This window comes from Pseudomonas sp. RC10-4-2 (assembly GCF_050433085.1).
GTDB classification, from domain to species: Bacteria; Pseudomonadota; Gammaproteobacteria; order Pseudomonadales; family Pseudomonadaceae; genus Pseudomonas; species Pseudomonas aeruginosa.
The window spans coordinates 1,139,037-1,152,747 of record NZ_JBNPXX010000002.1; the positions used below are offsets into that span (position 1 = coordinate 1,139,037).

The following is a 13,711-nucleotide window of genomic DNA, read 5'->3' on the forward strand; positions in this document are numbered from 1 at the left end:
CCGGCCAGGCCGGTACGGATGCCGGGATGGCCCTGGCGCGACCTATGCGGTTAGAATCCGCGGCCTTGCAGGCGGATCCCCGGGGTTTGCTCAAGGGGACACGGGTGCCGTGCCCGAAACCTGCAATCGTCAGTTCCCTGCGGTCCAGCCTGCCGCCGGGTATAAAATCGAGAGACGCGCTGTTGCGCCTTCAGGTGTAGCGACTATGACGCACATTTCCGAACGACTCCTGGTACAGGCCCACCTGGCCGCCAAGCAACCCCGTGTGTTGAGCGAGCAGGAGAGCGCCGAGCATCGCGCGGCGATCGCGGCCGAACTGAAGGCGCAGAACGCGGTACTGGTGGCGCATTACTACTGTGATCCGGTGATCCAGGCGTTGGCCGAGGAGACCGGCGGTTGCGTGTCCGATTCGCTGGAGATGGCCCGGTTCGGCAACCAGCATCCGGCGCAGACGGTGGTCGTGGCCGGGGTGCGCTTCATGGGCGAGACGGCGAAGATCCTCAACCCTGAGAAGCGCGTGCTGATGCCGACCCTCGAAGCGACCTGCTCGCTCGACCTGGGCTGCCCGGTGGATGAATTCTCGGCATTCTGCGACCAGCACCCGGAACGGACCGTGGTGGTCTATGCGAACACCTCCGCGGCGGTGAAGGCACGCGCCGACTGGGTCGTGACCTCCAGTTGCGCGGTGGAGATCGTCGAACACCTGATGGACAACGGCGAGCCCATCCTCTGGGCGCCGGACCAGCACCTGGGACGCTACATCCAGCGCGAGACGGGGGCCGACATGCTGCTCTGGGATGGCGCCTGCATCGTCCACGAGGAGTTCAAGGCCAAGCAGCTGGAAGACATGAAGGCGCTCTACCCGGACGCCGCCATCCTGGTCCACCCCGAATCGCCGGAAAGCGTGGTCGCGCTGGCCGATGCCGTGGGCTCGACCAGCCAGTTGATCAAGGCCGCGCAGACCCTGCCGAACAAGACCTTCATCGTCGCCACCGATCGCGGCATCTTCTACAAGATGCAGCAGTTGTGCCCGGACAAGGATTTCATCGAGGCCCCCACCGCCGGCAACGGCGCCGCCTGCCGCAGCTGCGCGCACTGCCCGTGGATGGCGATGAACACGCTCGAGCGGACCCTGGCCTGCCTGCGCGAGGGCAGCGGGGAAATCTTCGTCGACCCGGCGTTGATCCCGAGGGCGGTCCGTCCGCTGAAGCGCATGCTCGACTTCACCCAGGCCGCGCGCCTGCGCCAGGCCGGGAACGCCTGATCCTGGCGAGGGCGTGCCGCTGCGTAGGGCGAGTAAGCGCGGTGCGGTTGTTCGCCCAACCCCCTGTTTCGATGAGCTTCGCCGGGTGTTTTTCCTCGGATATGCCGCTCAGCGGAACATTTCCTTGACCATCTTTTCCTGCTGGCGAATTTCCTGCTGACGAGCGTCGAGTCGCGCAGCCAGTTGGAAGTTGCCGCCAGCGCGGCGCTTGGCGAAATCGAGCTGCTCGATGGCGGCCTGGTAGTCGCCGGTCAGAGACAGGTACTCGGCACGGGCCTGGTGCACGCCGATGGCGTTGTTGGTCAGGCTGCGCACCTCGGCCAGACGGTTCCAGACATCCGGGTCCAGCGGCCGCGCCTTGCTCAGGTCGTCGAGGATCTTCTCCGATTCCTGCGGCTTGCCCATCTTCAGCATCAGGTCGGCGCGCACCTGTTTCAGCGGGTAGCTGCTGGGGAACTGGGCGAGCATCTTCTTCAACCGCTGATCGGCATCCGGAAGGCGGTTGGCGGTGATGTCCAGCTCGACCTGGGCCAGGTTGTAGGCCACGTCGTTGGGTGCCTTCGCCAGCAATTGCCTGAGGTTGTCACGGGCATCGTTGAGCTGGCCGATGCGCGTCTGCGAGATGGCCAGTCCGTAGCGCGCGGCATCCAGCTTGGGATTGTCGTTGAGCATGGCGCGGAAGCGCTTGCCGGCCATCCCCGGGGTTTCCTCGAAGAGCAACTGGGTGCGCGCGCGCATCTGCTGGTAGCGCAGGCTGTCTTCCTTGCCGCCCTGGGGATACTGTTCGGCGCGGTTGCGGGTGTCGGCGATACGCGATTCGGTGACCGGGTGGGTGAGGAGGAACTCCGGCGGCTTGCCGTCGTAGCGGTACTGCCGCGCCAGGCGCTCGAACATGTTCGGCATCGAGCGCGGATCGTAACCGGCGCGAACCATGTTGGTGACGCCGACGCGGTCGGCTTCCTGCTCGTTCTGCCGGGAAAAGCGCAACTGGTTCTGGATCGCCGCCGCCTGGGTCCCGGCGATCGCCGCGATACCCGCATCCCCTGCGCCGGCGGCCGCGGCGACGATGCCGGCGAGCATCGCTGCCATCACCGGCAGTTGCATGCGCTGCTGTGCCTCGATGCCGCGGGCGAAGTGGCGCTGGATCAGGTGGCCGAGTTCGTGGGCCAGCACCGCGGCATACTCGCCTTCGGTCTGGGCGTTGAGCAGTAGCCCGCCGTTGACCCCGATCACGCCGCCGGGCGCGGCGAAGGCGTTGATCTGTGCGTCGCGGATGAGGATGAAGGCCAGCCGGTGGTCCTGCAGGTCGCTGGTTTCGGCCAGCCGGTAGACGCTGCTTTCGACGAAGTCCTTGAGCTGCGGGTCGGAGATCGCATCGACCTGGTTGCGCAGCATGCTCAGCCAGGCGCGGCCCAGCTGGAACTCCTGCTCCGGCGAAACGATCGAGGAAGATGCGTCGCCCAGGGAGGGCAGATCGTCCGACATGACCGGCGAAGCGAGCATGCAGGCGAGCGTCAACAGGGCAGGGCGCAGTACATTCATGCAGGAGGCTCAGGTTGGCAAAGGCCTTACTTTAGCCGTTGGTTATCGGCACTGCCTAGGTATCTGCCCGAGACCCGAAGCTGTTGGACTTCGAGCGCCGTTTCAACTGGCCAGCGGCGGATAGGCTTGGGTATGCTTGTCGGCCCTTCGGGAGAGGCTGTCATGACGGATAACGATTCATCCCCCCTGGTATGTGACGCGGAGCTGGATGCCAGTGGTCTCAATTGTCCGCTGCCCCTGCTAAAGGCCAAGCTGGAGCTGAACCGCCTGCCCAGCGGCGGGGTGCTCAAGGTGATCGCCACCGATGCCGGGTCGCAGCGAGACTTCCGGGCCTTCGCCCAGCTCGCCGGCCATGAACTGCTGCGCGAAGAGGCCGCCGAAGGCGTCTATCGATACTGGCTGCGCAAGCGTTAGCGGAGCCTTCGCCGTTCCGATTCAGGATTTCCGATGATCAAGGTGTTACGCGACTGGATGCAGCGCTACTTCTCCGACGAGGAGGCAGTGGTGCTGGCGATCATGCTGGTGCTCGGCTTCAGCGTCATCCTCGCCTTCGGCGGGATGCTCGCGCCGGTACTGGCGGCGATGGTGATCGCCTTCCTGATCCAGGGCGTGGTCGGCATGCTGGAACGCTTCCGGGTGCCGCACCTGTTCGCCGTGTGGCTGGTCTACAGCCTGTTCCTCGGCTTGCTGGCGCTGTTCCTGGTGGTCCTGCTGCCGCTGCTCTGGCAGCAATTGTTCACCCTGTTCAACGAACTGCCGCGGATGCTCGGCGAATGGCAGAGCGTGCTGCTGATGCTGCCCGAGCGCTATCCCAGCCTGATCAGCGAGGAGCAGGTGCTCAAGGCCATCGAGACCGCGCGCGGCGAATTCGGCCAGATCGGCCAGTGGGCGCTGACCTCGTCGCTGGCCAGCCTGCCGGTGGTGGTGAACGTCATGATCTACCTGGTGCTGGTGCCGATCCTGGTGTTCTTCTTCCTCAAGGACAAGAAGCGCTTCCATACCTGGTTCCACCGCTACCTGCCGCGCGAGCGCGGGCTGATGAAACAGGTCTGGGCCGAGATGAATCAGCAGATCGCCAATTACATTCGCGGCAAGGTCATCGAGATCGTCATTACCGGCGCGGTGACTTACATCGCCTTCGCCTACCTGGGGCTCAACTACGCAGCGCTGCTGGCCCTGCTGGTCGGCCTGTCGGTGGTGGTGCCGTACATCGGCGCGGTGGTGGTGAGCGTACCGGTGGCGATGATCGCCTTCTTCCAGTGGGGCTGGAGCGACCAGTTCATCTACCTGATGGTGGCCCACGCGATCATCCAGGCGCTGGATGGCAACGTGCTGGTGCCGCTGCTGTTCTCCGAGGCGGTGAACCTGCACCCAGTGGCGATCATCTGCGCGGTGTTGCTGTTCGGCGGGCTCTGGGGCTTCTGGGGCGTGTTCTTCGCGATCCCCCTGGCGACCCTGGTGAAAGCGGTGCTGGATGCCTGGCCCAAGGACCTTCCCGAGACTCCGGCAGCCACGCGATAGCATCGGCCGCATGAAAAATGCAAAAGGCCGCGGATGCGGCCTTTTTTTTCGGGGCGGGGCTCAGGCGCCGTTGAGCGCCTGGGCGGCGGCGAGAACCGCGTCGACATGCCCGGGCACCTTCACGCCGCGCCACTCCTGGCGCAGTACGCCGTCCCTGTCGATCAGGAAGGTGCTGCGGTCGACGCCCATGTATTCCTTGCCGTAGAGCTTCTTCAGCTTGATCACGTCGAACAGCTGGCAGACCGCTTCATCCTTGTCGCTGATCAGCTCGAAGGGGAATTCCTGTTTGCACTTGAAGTTCTCGTGGGACTTCAGGCCGTCGCGGGAGATGCCGAAGACCTCGGTATTGGCCTTCTGGAACGCCGCGTACTGGTCGCGGAAGCCCTGGCCCTCGGTGGTGCAACCGGGGGTGCTGTCCTTCGGGTAGAAATACAGGACGACCTGCTTGCCCTTCAGCGCGGACAGGGTCACCTCCTTGCCGCTGGTTGCGGGGGCGGTGAAGTCGGGTACGGGTTTGTCGATTGCGACCGGCATGGCTCGGCTCCTCAGGGGTGTTGGGGGCGCCAGGGTTCGATCAGGGCATCCAGGTTCAGGGCGTCGGCGAAGTCCAGGAACTGGTCGCGCAGCCAACTGATCTGGGTGCCGGCGGGCAGCGTCACGGTAATCGTGGCGTTGAGCATGGTGGTGTTGGTGTGCGGCGCCTGGTAGGTGTCGCAGGTCAGGTTCTCCAGCTCGATGTTGTGGTCGATGAAGAACTGGCAGAGTTCGTTGAGGATGTCCGGGCGATACACCGCGCTGACATAGGCCACGTAAGGCAACGCCTGGGCGCGGGTCACGTGAGCGTTGCTGCGGGTCATGCTGAGGGTGATGTCGCCGCGCTTGGTGAGGGCCGGCAGGCTGCCCTCGAGGCGGGCGAGGGCATCCCAGCTTCCGGAGATCTGCAGCACCAGGGCGCTGAACTCTCCGTGGCGGGTCAGGCGGCTGCTGACCACGGCGCAGCGGCTCTCGACGCAGGCGCGGCAGAGCAGGGTGGTCAGCTCCATCGGGTTGGGGCCGAGGGCGCTGATCAGAAGGAATTGTTCGCGGGGTTGGCTGGTGGACATTCAACTTTCCTGGAATACGCTGGCGGCACGGGCCGTACCTAAAGCGGGAAGGGTAGCGAAAAGCGCCGCCGAGGGAAACGTCTGCCGCCTGTCAGCGGCTTCCGACGAGGTGGCGCTCGTCTTGTGCAAGGCCTGCCGCCGACAGTACCATTACCGCTTTAATTTCGCGGCAGGAGCGGTTGCATGATTGCGGGCAGTATGGTGGCACTGGTCACCCCCTTCGATGCTCAGGGTCGACTGGACTGGGACAGCCTCGCCAAGCTGGTGGACTTCCACTTGCAGGAAGGCACCAACGCCATCGTCGCCGTCGGCACCACCGGTGAATCGGCCACGCTGGACGTGGAAGAGCACATCCAGGTGATCCGTCGCGTGGTCGACCAGGTCAAGGGCCGCATCCCGGTGATCGCCGGCACCGGCGCCAACTCCACCCGCGAGGCGGTGGCGCTGACCGAGGCCGCGAAAAGCGGCGGCGCCGACGCCTGCCTGCTGGTGACGCCGTACTACAACAAGCCGACCCAGGAAGGCATGTACCAGCACTTCCGCCATATCGCCGAAGCCGTTGCGATCCCGCAGATCCTCTACAACGTACCGGGCCGCACCTCCTGCGACATGCTTCCGGAGACCGTCGAGCGCCTGTCCAAGGTGCCGAACATCATCGGCATCAAGGAGGCCACCGGCGACCTGCAACGCGCCAAGGAAGTCATCGAGCGCGTCGGCAAGGACTTCCTCGTCTATTCCGGCGACGACGCCACGGCCGTCGAGCTGATGCTGCTGGGTGGCAAGGGCAACATCTCCGTGACCGCCAACGTCGCGCCGCGCGCCATGAGCGACCTGTGCGCCGCCGCCATGCGCGGCGACGCCGCAGCCGCGCGCGCCATCAACGATCGCCTGATGCCGCTGCACAAGGCGCTGTTCATCGAATCCAACCCCATTCCGGTGAAGTGGGCCCTGCATGAGATGGGTCTGATCCCCGAGGGCATCCGCCTGCCCCTGACCTGGCTCAGCCCGCGTTGCCACGAGCCGCTGCGTCAGGCCATGCGCCAGACCGGCGTATTGGCTTGATCAAGGAGCTCCACGCAATGAAGCGACTGGCTGGACTGACCGCCCTCGCCCTGGTTATCGGCAACACTTCCGGCTGCGGCTGGCTGTGGGGGCCGGAGGGCTATTTCCGCGACCGCGGTGACGACTACCTCGGCGCCCGCGAAACGCCTCCCATGCAATTGCCCGAAGGGGTGCACAGCAAGCCGCTCGATCCGCTGCTGCCGATTCCGCTGAACGTCGCCACCACCCACGAAAAAGAGGGTGAGTACGAGGTTCCGCGTCCGCAGCCGCTGGCCAACGCCGGCGACATCAGCGACTACAGCCTGCAGCGCAGCGGTGATAGCCGCTGGGTCGTGGCCCAGCGTCCGCCGGCGGAAGTCTGGCCGGTGGCCCGGCAGTTCTTCGAGGAGAACGGTTTCCGCATCGCCGACGAGCGCCCGCAGACCGGCGAGTTCAGTTCCGACTGGCAATCGCTGTCGCAGCTTTCCGCGCCGCTGGCACGCCGCCTTAGCAGCCGCGTGAGCGGTGTCGAGCCGGACGGCCAGGCACGGGTTCGGGTGCGTATCGAGCCCGGCGTGCAAAGCAATACCAGCGAGGTCTACGTGCTCAGCCAGACCCGCGCCGCCGGTGACACCAACAGCCCGAGCTGGCCGAGCAAGTCGGTGGCGCCGAGCCTCGACGCGGCGCTGCTCGACGAGATGGTCGCGAGCATGGCGCGCAGCGCCGAGCAGGGCGGCTCGGTCTCCCTGCTGGCAGCCAACTCGATCTACGACACGCCCGGCACCTTCGAGTTGAGCAAGGACGGCAGCGGCAACCCGGTGCTGACCTTGCGATCCGACTTCGACCGCTCCTGGGTCAGTGTCGGGCGTGCCCTGGATAACGCCGATATCCGCGTCGACGACCTCAACCGCAGCCTTGGCGTGTACTACGTGAACATCGCCGAAGGGGCGAAGAAGCCCGACGAAGACAAGCCCGGGTTCTTCAGTCGCCTGTTCGGCGGCGGCGAGAAGACCAAGGAAGAGGAAGACGCCAAGGCCCAGCGCTACCAGGTCCGCCTGACCACCGTCAGCGACGCCGTGCAGGTCACCGTCGACAAGGACATCAACACCTCTGCGCCGGCCGATGTCGCGCAAAACGTACTGGAAAAACTCCAGGAGAGCATGCGCAATGCGGTTCGCGGTTCTGGGCAGCGGAAGCCGGGGCAATTCGGCCTTGGTGAGCAGTTCTGACACCCGGATACTGATCGATTGCGGCTTCCCGCTGCGTGAAATCATCAAGCGTCTGGCGCGCCTGGGGCTGAGCCCCGCGCAGCTGGACGCGATCCTGGTCACGCACGAACACGCCGATCACATCCATGGCGTCGAACTGCTGGCGCGGCATTACCAAATCCCGGTCTATCTCAGTGCGGGTACCCTGAGCGGCATGCGCCGCCCGGTGCACCCCGCCGAGCTGTTGAGGGCCGGCCAGCGCCTGGCGATCCGCGGGCTGGAAGTGCAGGTGGTTGGCGTCTCGCACGACGCCCGCGAGCCTACCCAGTTCGTGCTGTCCGATGGGCAGCGGCGCTTCGGCATGCTCACCGATCTGGGAATGGCCACGGCCGAGGTGCTGGAGTGCTATCGTGCGGTGGATGCTCTGGTGGTCGAGGCCAACCACGACAGCACGATGCTTGCCGGTGGCCCGTATCCCTATTTTCTCAAGGCCCGCGTAGGCGGTTCGCGAGGGCACTTGAACAACCATCAGTCCGCAGAACTGGTGAAGCAGCTGGATTGGGGTCGCATGCAGCACCTGGTGCTGGCCCATCTCAGCGAAAAGAACAACTCGCCGCAGCTGGCCCGGCAAACCTTCGTCGACACCCTCGGGTGCGATCCGGGCTGGCTGCAGGTGGCCGATCAGCATTCAGGCCTGGATTGGCGCGAGATCGCCTAGGCCCTATTACCCGTAAGCGGAGCCCATCATGGAAAAACGCGAAGAACTCTACCGCGGCAAAGCCAAGTCGGTTTACCAGACCGACGATGCCGATCGTCTCATCCTGCTGTTCCGCAACGACACCTCCGCCTTCGACGGCAAGCGCATCGAACAGCTCGATCGCAAGGGCGCGGTGAACAACAAGTTCAACGCCTTCATCATGCAGAAGCTGGAAGCTGCCGGCATTCCGACCCAGTTCGACAAGCTGCTGTCGGATACCGAGTGCCTGGTGAAGAAGCTCGACATGATCCCGGTCGAGTGCGTGGTGCGCAATTTCGCCGCCGGCAGCCTGGTGCGTCGCCTCGGCGTGGAAGAGGGCATCGCCCTGACTCCTCCCACCTTCGAGTTGTTCCTGAAGAACGACGCCCTGGGCGATCCGTTCATCAACGAATCCCACGTCCAGGCCTTCGGCTGGGCCACTCCCGAGCAGCTGGCGCAGATGAAGACCTATTCCTTCAAGGTCAATGAAGTGCTGAACAAGCTGTTCGACGATGCCGGTCTGCTGCTGGTGGACTTCAAGCTGGAGTTCGGCCTGTTCCATGGCCAGATCGTCCTCGGCGACGAGTTCAGCCCGGACGGCTGCCGTCTGTGGGACAAGGAAACCCGCAAGAAGATGGACAAGGACCGCTTCCGCCAGGGCCTCGGCGATGTGATCGAAGCCTACGAAGAGGTAGCCAAGCGCCTGGGCGTGCCGCTTTAACCTCTAAATGCGCGCAACCATCTGAAAGAACGCGAAAAAATCTTCAAGAAAGCTTCGCGTTCTTCGTACAAGCTGGTATCATGCGCGCCGCACGGAGAGATGCCGGAGTGGTCGAACGGGACGGATTCGAAATCCGTTGAGTCAGCAATGGCTCCTAGGGTTCAAATCCCTATCTCTCCGCCATATACAAGGGCTCCAGAGGTTTACGCTTCTGGAGCCCTTTTCTTTTGGGGGAATTTTGGGGGAGCAGCTTTGCGTGACATTCCCCCATTCCCCCACTAAAGTTCGCCGCATGGCTTACTTCGAGAAACGCGGGAGCGCCTGGCGCGCACAGATCCGCAGAAAAGGACATCCAACTCTTTCCGCTACCTTCGACACCAAGGCTGAGGCGCAGCGCTGGGCAGCCGAGATCGAGGGCGATATGTCGCGCTCTCGATTCGTCGACACCAGGGCAGCCATGCGAACCACGCTAGGCAAGGCCTTAGAGCAATACGAAAGGGAGATTTCTGAGCATAAGAAGGGGGCCAGCCAGGAAAGGGGGCGAATCAGGAGATGGCTGGCACATCCCCTGGCAGCGAAAGGGCTTGGAGAAATCACTCCGTCTGATCTTGCTGAGTATCGTGACTCTCGACTGAAGGATGGCGCCTCATCGTCTACCGTTCGGTTAGATCTGGCGATCATCAGTCACCTCTATACCATTGCGGCAAAGGAGTGGAGGCTTGAAGGCCTGACGAATCCCTGCAAGAACCTGCGTATGCCAAAGGGGAGCAGGGCGCGTGAGCGCAGGCCAACTACCATAGAACTACGCAAGATTTATGCTGAAGCAGCCAAGCTTCACCCTGAACTCCCGGTGATTATCGAACTGGCAGCCGACACAGCCATGCGCAGGTCTGAGCTTCTGCTGCTGCGCCGAGAACAGATTCGCGACAAGGTTGCGGTTCTGGAGGACACGAAGAACGGCGAACGCCGGTCGGTCCCCCTTTCCTCACGCGCTCGAGAACTTCTCAGGTCGCTTCCGGCGCGGATTGATGGCAAGGTGTTCAGCCTTGCACCGAACACCGTTAGCAACTACTTCCCCAAGGCTTGCGAGGCCGCGGGCGTGAGCGGCCTTACCTTCCACGACCTCCGACATGAGGCCACGTCGCGCCTCTTTGAGCGGGGTTTCTCTATGATGGAGGTAGCGGCGATCACAGGGCACAAGACACTGGCCATGCTCAAACGCTACACCCACCTTTCGCCTCATGCTCTGGCCGACAAGCTGGGCTAGCCGACCTTGGCCAGCCTCGGAGGTTCTCGCCTCGGCCTTCCCACCTTCGGAGCCTTGTGCTCTCCAGCCTCGTAGTCGCGCAGAAACTTGCGCACGCTCTCTAGCCTCCAGCATACCCGTATGCCCTGCTTGAAGTATGGGGGTAACCAGTCGGGGCGCGCCTGGATCGCGCTGCGTATTGATGACTCTGTGCGCCCCAGCAGCTTGGCAAGTTCAGGGACATGGATGATTTCAGGTTCCATCATTGCTTGGCTCCTTCTATGGCTGCGTCGATTTCAGCGTCCAGGTCTTCCAGATTCAGGACTATGTTTTTCGGGGTCATCCCTGCGAATACCCCGCCGCGGCTGATCGTTTCCAGGTCGCGTTCCCGCAGCCACCGATACCGCTCTACATCCTTGCGCAGCGCCTCATAGTCTTCAGCGAAGAACGGCAGTAGCGTTTCGTGTCGCAGCGGTACTCCATTGGCCGCATCGGAAGCGTTGTCCAGTACATTCTCCGGTGCGTCCAGAGCGCCGAGCACTTGATATGCTTCGGCAGAGAACTTGCGCAGCGCCTCGTTCTCCGCCTTGAGCCTGTCGATCTCGTCCAGCAGGGCGAGGACGGTCTTGGGGTTGGCGGCGGCGATCCATTGACCAAGCTCATCATCATGCTCGTCGAACGCCGAGTAATCGCTGATGCGCACGTCGATGAAGTCGCTGTATTCGCCGTCTTCGCCCACAGCTCCAACCGTCACGGCTGAAGCGCTGTGCCTGTGGCTCTCCCAGGGCTCCTGATAGGCCGGAGCCAGTTTCTCCGCCAGCTCCTTCAGCTTGTTGGTGTCGGTCATGGCTGTTCCTCCATCTCCCGTATGAGTCGATCGACAAGGTTGGATGCCTCGTCGTAAGCAATGGCCAATCCCTTCTTCGTTCCCTCGTAATGGCTGGTGTCGTTTCCGACACGCTTCCATTCGCAGGAGGCTTTCTGTCGCAGCTTCTTTCGGATGGCCTTCAGTTTCGCGAGATGGCTCATTCACTTCACCTCGATTCCGGCTTGCTGGAGGGCTTCGACGCACTCATCTCGATAAGCTTGAAGGTCTTCGTCGAATATGACTCTCGGCAGGTCCACCCTCAGAGCCGCGCGGCTGGCTTTCCAACCTTCGTAGCGCCCCTGAATGTGCGTGTTGAGGTACAAATCGTTGCCGGCGCTATACGCAAGAACCGTCGCGAGGGATGGCTCAGGCACTTGAGTCCGAACCCACGCTTCAAACTCGTCTCTCATGTCAGGCACGATCAGGACTCCTCTGAGTGGATCGCCTTGTTCATGTCTCGCTTCATCGCGTTGACCTTGTTCTGAAGTTCGTTCCACTCTGGGTCGTTCAGCGAGAAGTCTTCCTGTTTGTGCATCTTCTTCTCCAGCCAGAGGGTGAAGCGCAATAGCATTCTTGTGAGCGGGAATCGTTTCACTGCTTGCTCCATCTGCTCAACTCCTGTCCTTTCAACTCGGTCTGCCTGTAGAGTTCCTGCATATCCCCGACGACCCGGAAGATTCCCAGGACGAAGAGAACGATGACTATCACTGCCAATATGGTTTCGTTGTCGTTGTCCACGGTTGGTCCTCCGGTGGTCGGATGCGTTGGTTTCGTTGTTGGGAGTCGATGCCGGAATCCCGGCATCGGAGGGAAATCAGAGGGTTACTCTTGCTCGCTCAGCAGGGCCCGGAGTTCGTTGCGAGCTACGACGTAATCAGCATGCGAAAGCAGTGGCTCACACAGCCTGCGCAACAGCCCCTCGCTGACCACCACATGGCCTGCGGGAATCTCTACAAGCTGGACCCTCCGGTGCTGCAACCCCAAGCTATCGGCCATGCGCTCCTGCACTGGGTTTGCATCTCCGATCTCGACGATATCTTCTTTGCCAGGGCGGCTGTAGATAGTTGCCCAGGCAAGCGGTCTCAGTGCGTCAGCCATTGCCGTTCTCCTTGTCCTGGTTGAGCAGGGCGCGGAGCTCTGCAACCGTCTCGCGCACATGCGGAAACCAACCGGCGCGGCCTGATCCGTCATCTCCCATGTCAGCCGGGAACAGATCGCTGATACGCCGCAGCAGCCCCTCGCTGACCGTCAGGCCGTTGAGGCTTTCCATATCAGCGCAAGCCAAGTTATAGCCAGTGGCAGATGCTCGGTATTCTGGATCGACAGACGCGCTTACATCGCGTAGGGCAGGCGTAACCACCACCCTTGCGCGCAGGGCTTCCAGTTCTTCCATCGCATTGATGGCGACGCGCTGCTGGCTGTCTCGCTCATCCCTGAGCGCCTGGGCCTCTGCGGCGAGGGCGTCGTAATCCTGGCTAAGGACGAACTCCCCGAATTGGCTTTCTTCCCAGCCATAAATATTTCCAACCGGGCTGATCTTCTTCACCTCACTCATGACCTACCTCCTTGCCGGGCGCGGCGGCGAGCAGGCGGCGCAATGCGGAAGCCACGTCCTCGTAAGTAGGGCAGTCATCCTCGCCCCACATGCCGCGGATATCGATGATTGCCGCTTCAACTTGCGAGGGAGCATCGTAGTACCACGCTGCCGGCACGCTGTGCTGAGCCTGGGCGGCTTCATACAAACCCGCCAACTTCGCATGCGCCTCGTTCATGCCGGCGATGGTGCGTTCTTGCTGTTCGACCCTGGCCAGGGCGGCGTCGCGCTGGGCGATCAACTCGGCTGTGCCTTCTTCGAACTGGCGAACAAACTGACGGTGACTTTCTAGCATTGCCGCTGCGGTCTTGCCTTTCTCAGCTACGACGATGCGCTCATGCTGGGCGACGGTCATCACTGGCTCGTATGGGCTTCCCTCATAGTTCGACCAGATGAAGGCATCGCCGGTGCTTGGATAGTTTCGGTCGAAGTACGCCACAACCTCCGGCCGCTCCGCCTCTGCCTGCTCTACCGATTCCTTGTTCAATTCCATGCTCATTTCAAGCTCTCCCACACCTCAGCATTGCCGAGCGCATCGATTGATGTGTACGTGCTGTGCCCGCTGGCTTCTTGAAGCTCAACTGATCCGCCGGCTTCGAGAACAGCGATGTATCTGCGATTAGTTGGCTTGTGCCGGAAGACCTTTCCGACGACGCACTGCGCGTTGATATGTCGGACCTGGTAGCTGTCGGCGAAACAGCCGTGTTCGTGCATGCTCATGCTGCTACCCTCGGGGCTATGCCCATGTCTCTGTCGTGGTGTCCTGCGAGCCAAAGTGACCGCTCATAGAGCATGTGCAGTCCGTATGGGCAGGCATGGAGACGTTCGCCGCGGTCGCGTGCTTCGACGCCCTCACGGTATTCGTCT

Annotated in this window: 21 protein-coding genes and 1 tRNA gene; 9 read left to right on the forward strand and 13 right to left on the reverse strand. The window is 62.7% G+C overall.

The window, feature by feature from the left end:
* The first annotated feature begins 205 nt into the window (after positions 1-205).
* A complete protein-coding gene (nadA, locus tag FHW81_RS13245; protein ID WP_003112547.1) occupies positions 206-1,264 on the forward strand; it encodes a quinolinate synthase NadA in 1,059 nt (352 codons plus the stop codon).
* 108 nt (positions 1,265-1,372) lie between these two features.
* Here nadA and FHW81_RS13250 read toward each other — a convergent pair whose 3' ends face one another.
* Complete coding sequence (locus FHW81_RS13250; protein WP_003112546.1) at positions 1,373-2,806, reverse strand: tetratricopeptide repeat protein; 1,434 nt, start codon at positions 2,804-2,806, stop codon at positions 1,373-1,375.
* A gap of 162 nt (positions 2,807-2,968) precedes the next feature.
* On the opposite strand from FHW81_RS13250, the gene FHW81_RS13255 reads away from it, so the two are divergent.
* Together FHW81_RS13255 and FHW81_RS13260 are read left to right on the forward strand one after the other, a co-directional pair.
* Positions 2,969-3,220 (forward strand): sulfurtransferase TusA family protein, encoded by a 252-nt coding sequence (locus FHW81_RS13255; RefSeq protein WP_003086258.1) that lies wholly within the window; start codon positions 2,969-2,971, stop codon positions 3,218-3,220.
* Positions 3,221-3,253: 33 nt separating this feature from the next.
* The gene (locus tag FHW81_RS13260; RefSeq protein WP_003108615.1) at positions 3,254-4,327 is read left to right on the forward strand and encodes an AI-2E family transporter; all 1,074 of its coding nucleotides are present in this window, start codon (positions 3,254-3,256) and stop codon (positions 4,325-4,327) included.
* Between the two features lie 60 nt (positions 4,328-4,387).
* Here FHW81_RS13260 and FHW81_RS13265 read toward each other — a convergent pair whose 3' ends face one another.
* Both FHW81_RS13265 and FHW81_RS13270 read right to left on the reverse strand, forming a co-directional pair.
* Entirely contained in the window at positions 4,388-4,861 is a 474-nt protein-coding gene (locus FHW81_RS13265; protein WP_003086262.1) for a peroxiredoxin, read from the reverse strand.
* Positions 4,862-4,872: 11 nt separating this feature from the next.
* Positions 4,873-5,430 carry a glycine cleavage system protein R gene (locus tag FHW81_RS13270; protein WP_003086267.1) on the reverse strand — a complete coding sequence of 186 codons (558 nt, stop codon included), beginning with the start codon at positions 5,428-5,430 and terminating at the stop codon, positions 4,873-4,875.
* A gap of 183 nt (positions 5,431-5,613) precedes the next feature.
* Here FHW81_RS13270 and dapA point away from each other — a divergent pair, with 183 nt between their 5' ends.
* From dapA to FHW81_RS13300, 6 genes are all read left to right on the forward strand, one after another.
* Positions 5,614-6,492, forward strand: coding sequence for a 4-hydroxy-tetrahydrodipicolinate synthase (dapA, locus tag FHW81_RS13275; protein WP_003086270.1), 879 nt, complete (start codon positions 5,614-5,616; stop codon positions 6,490-6,492).
* A 17-nt stretch (positions 6,493-6,509) separates the two neighbouring features.
* The gene (bamC, locus tag FHW81_RS13280) at positions 6,510-7,700 is read left to right on the forward strand and encodes an outer membrane protein assembly factor BamC (RefSeq protein WP_070698508.1); all 1,191 of its coding nucleotides are present in this window, start codon (positions 6,510-6,512) and stop codon (positions 7,698-7,700) included.
* Positions 7,639-8,397, forward strand: a complete 759-nt coding sequence (locus FHW81_RS13285) for an MBL fold metallo-hydrolase (protein ID WP_003123205.1) — start codon at positions 7,639-7,641, stop codon at positions 8,395-8,397. The genes bamC and FHW81_RS13285 overlap by 62 nt, the downstream gene beginning before the upstream one ends.
* Positions 8,398-8,425: 28 nt before the next feature.
* A complete protein-coding gene (gene purC, locus FHW81_RS13290) occupies positions 8,426-9,136 on the forward strand; it encodes a phosphoribosylaminoimidazolesuccinocarboxamide synthase (RefSeq protein WP_003108622.1) in 711 nt (236 codons plus the stop codon).
* Between the two features lie 93 nt (positions 9,137-9,229).
* Positions 9,230-9,319 (forward strand) — tRNA-Ser (locus FHW81_RS13295).
* Between the two features lie 109 nt (positions 9,320-9,428).
* Positions 9,429-10,403 carry a tyrosine-type recombinase/integrase gene (locus FHW81_RS13300; protein ID WP_429478995.1) on the forward strand — a complete coding sequence of 325 codons (975 nt, stop codon included), beginning with the start codon at positions 9,429-9,431 and terminating at the stop codon, positions 10,401-10,403.
* Here FHW81_RS13300 and FHW81_RS13305 read toward each other — a convergent pair.
* The 10 genes from FHW81_RS13305 to FHW81_RS13350 all read right to left on the reverse strand — a co-directional run bounded on the left by FHW81_RS13305 (position 10,400) and on the right by FHW81_RS13350 (position 13,564).
* Positions 10,400-10,645 (reverse strand): hypothetical protein, encoded by a 246-nt coding sequence (locus FHW81_RS13305; protein ID WP_023098780.1) that lies wholly within the window; start codon positions 10,643-10,645, stop codon positions 10,400-10,402. The two genes, FHW81_RS13300 and FHW81_RS13305, sit on opposite strands and share 4 nt — an antisense overlap.
* Positions 10,645-11,229, reverse strand: coding sequence for an ead/Ea22-like family protein (locus FHW81_RS13310; protein WP_429478997.1), 585 nt, complete (start codon positions 11,227-11,229; stop codon positions 10,645-10,647). Before FHW81_RS13310 ends, FHW81_RS13305 begins: the two co-directional genes overlap by 1 nt.
* Positions 11,226-11,411, reverse strand: coding sequence for a hypothetical protein (locus FHW81_RS13315; RefSeq protein WP_124183756.1), 186 nt, complete (start codon positions 11,409-11,411; stop codon positions 11,226-11,228). The genes FHW81_RS13310 and FHW81_RS13315 overlap by 4 nt, the downstream gene beginning before the upstream one ends.
* Positions 11,412-11,669 (reverse strand): hypothetical protein, encoded by a 258-nt coding sequence (locus FHW81_RS13320; protein WP_429478999.1) that lies wholly within the window; start codon positions 11,667-11,669, stop codon positions 11,412-11,414.
* 2 nt (positions 11,670-11,671) lie between these two features.
* Positions 11,672-11,857, reverse strand: a complete 186-nt coding sequence (locus FHW81_RS13325; protein WP_429479001.1) for a hypothetical protein — start codon at positions 11,855-11,857, stop codon at positions 11,672-11,674.
* Positions 11,842-11,988, reverse strand: coding sequence for a hypothetical protein (locus FHW81_RS13330; RefSeq protein WP_023082558.1), 147 nt, complete (start codon positions 11,986-11,988; stop codon positions 11,842-11,844). The genes FHW81_RS13325 and FHW81_RS13330 overlap by 16 nt, the downstream gene beginning before the upstream one ends.
* Positions 11,989-12,072: 84 nt before the next feature.
* Positions 12,073-12,348 (reverse strand): hypothetical protein, encoded by a 276-nt coding sequence (locus FHW81_RS13335; protein ID WP_429479003.1) that lies wholly within the window; start codon positions 12,346-12,348, stop codon positions 12,073-12,075.
* The gene (locus FHW81_RS13340; protein WP_429479005.1) at positions 12,341-12,805 is read right to left on the reverse strand and encodes a hypothetical protein; all 465 of its coding nucleotides are present in this window, start codon (positions 12,803-12,805) and stop codon (positions 12,341-12,343) included. Before FHW81_RS13340 ends, FHW81_RS13335 begins: the two co-directional genes overlap by 8 nt.
* Positions 12,798-13,343: a hypothetical protein gene (locus FHW81_RS13345; protein ID WP_429479007.1), complete on the reverse strand. Its 546-nt coding sequence runs from the start codon at positions 13,341-13,343 to the stop codon at positions 12,798-12,800. Before FHW81_RS13345 ends, FHW81_RS13340 begins: the two co-directional genes overlap by 8 nt.
* The gene (locus FHW81_RS13350; RefSeq protein ID WP_429479009.1) at positions 13,340-13,564 is read right to left on the reverse strand and encodes a hypothetical protein; all 225 of its coding nucleotides are present in this window, start codon (positions 13,562-13,564) and stop codon (positions 13,340-13,342) included. The genes FHW81_RS13345 and FHW81_RS13350 overlap by 4 nt, the downstream gene beginning before the upstream one ends.
* Between the last annotated feature and the right edge of the window lie 147 nt (positions 13,565-13,711).

What these genes read in the sequence shown, in the direction of transcription:
- FHW81_RS13310 (WP_429478997.1), bottom strand. Translation starts at nt 11,229, where the DNA reads ATGACCGACACCAACAAGCTGAAGGAGCTGGCGGAGAAACTGGCTCCG.
- FHW81_RS13285 (WP_003123205.1), top strand. Translation starts at nt 7,639, where the DNA reads ATGCGGTTCGCGGTTCTGGGCAGCGGAAGCCGGGGCAATTCGGCCTTG.
- purC (WP_003108622.1), top strand. Translation starts at nt 8,426, where the DNA reads ATGGAAAAACGCGAAGAACTCTACCGCGGCAAAGCCAAGTCGGTTTAC.
- FHW81_RS13305 (WP_023098780.1), bottom strand. Translation starts at nt 10,645, where the DNA reads ATGGAACCTGAAATCATCCATGTCCCTGAACTTGCCAAGCTGCTGGGG.
- FHW81_RS13255 (WP_003086258.1), top strand. Translation starts at nt 2,969, where the DNA reads ATGACGGATAACGATTCATCCCCCCTGGTATGTGACGCGGAGCTGGAT.
- FHW81_RS13260 (WP_003108615.1), top strand. Translation starts at nt 3,254, where the DNA reads ATGATCAAGGTGTTACGCGACTGGATGCAGCGCTACTTCTCCGACGAG.
- nadA (WP_003112547.1), top strand. Translation starts at nt 206, where the DNA reads ATGACGCACATTTCCGAACGACTCCTGGTACAGGCCCACCTGGCCGCC.
- FHW81_RS13345 (WP_429479007.1), bottom strand. Translation starts at nt 13,343, where the DNA reads ATGAGCATGGAATTGAACAAGGAATCGGTAGAGCAGGCAGAGGCGGAG.
- FHW81_RS13340 (WP_429479005.1), bottom strand. Translation starts at nt 12,805, where the DNA reads ATGAGTGAGGTGAAGAAGATCAGCCCGGTTGGAAATATTTATGGCTGG.
- dapA (WP_003086270.1), top strand. Translation starts at nt 5,614, where the DNA reads ATGATTGCGGGCAGTATGGTGGCACTGGTCACCCCCTTCGATGCTCAG.
- bamC (WP_070698508.1), top strand. Translation starts at nt 6,510, where the DNA reads ATGAAGCGACTGGCTGGACTGACCGCCCTCGCCCTGGTTATCGGCAAC.
- FHW81_RS13315 (WP_124183756.1), bottom strand. Translation starts at nt 11,411, where the DNA reads ATGAGCCATCTCGCGAAACTGAAGGCCATCCGAAAGAAGCTGCGACAG.
- FHW81_RS13350 (WP_429479009.1), bottom strand. Translation starts at nt 13,564, where the DNA reads ATGAGCATGCACGAACACGGCTGTTTCGCCGACAGCTACCAGGTCCGA.
- FHW81_RS13300 (WP_429478995.1), top strand. Translation starts at nt 9,429, where the DNA reads ATGGCTTACTTCGAGAAACGCGGGAGCGCCTGGCGCGCACAGATCCGC.
- FHW81_RS13270 (WP_003086267.1), bottom strand. Translation starts at nt 5,430, where the DNA reads ATGTCCACCAGCCAACCCCGCGAACAATTCCTTCTGATCAGCGCCCTC.
- FHW81_RS13250 (WP_003112546.1), bottom strand. Translation starts at nt 2,806, where the DNA reads ATGAATGTACTGCGCCCTGCCCTGTTGACGCTCGCCTGCATGCTCGCT.
- FHW81_RS13335 (WP_429479003.1), bottom strand. Translation starts at nt 12,348, where the DNA reads ATGGCTGACGCACTGAGACCGCTTGCCTGGGCAACTATCTACAGCCGC.
- FHW81_RS13265 (WP_003086262.1), bottom strand. Translation starts at nt 4,861, where the DNA reads ATGCCGGTCGCAATCGACAAACCCGTACCCGACTTCACCGCCCCCGCA.
- FHW81_RS13325 (WP_429479001.1), bottom strand. Translation starts at nt 11,857, where the DNA reads ATGGAGCAAGCAGTGAAACGATTCCCGCTCACAAGAATGCTATTGCGC.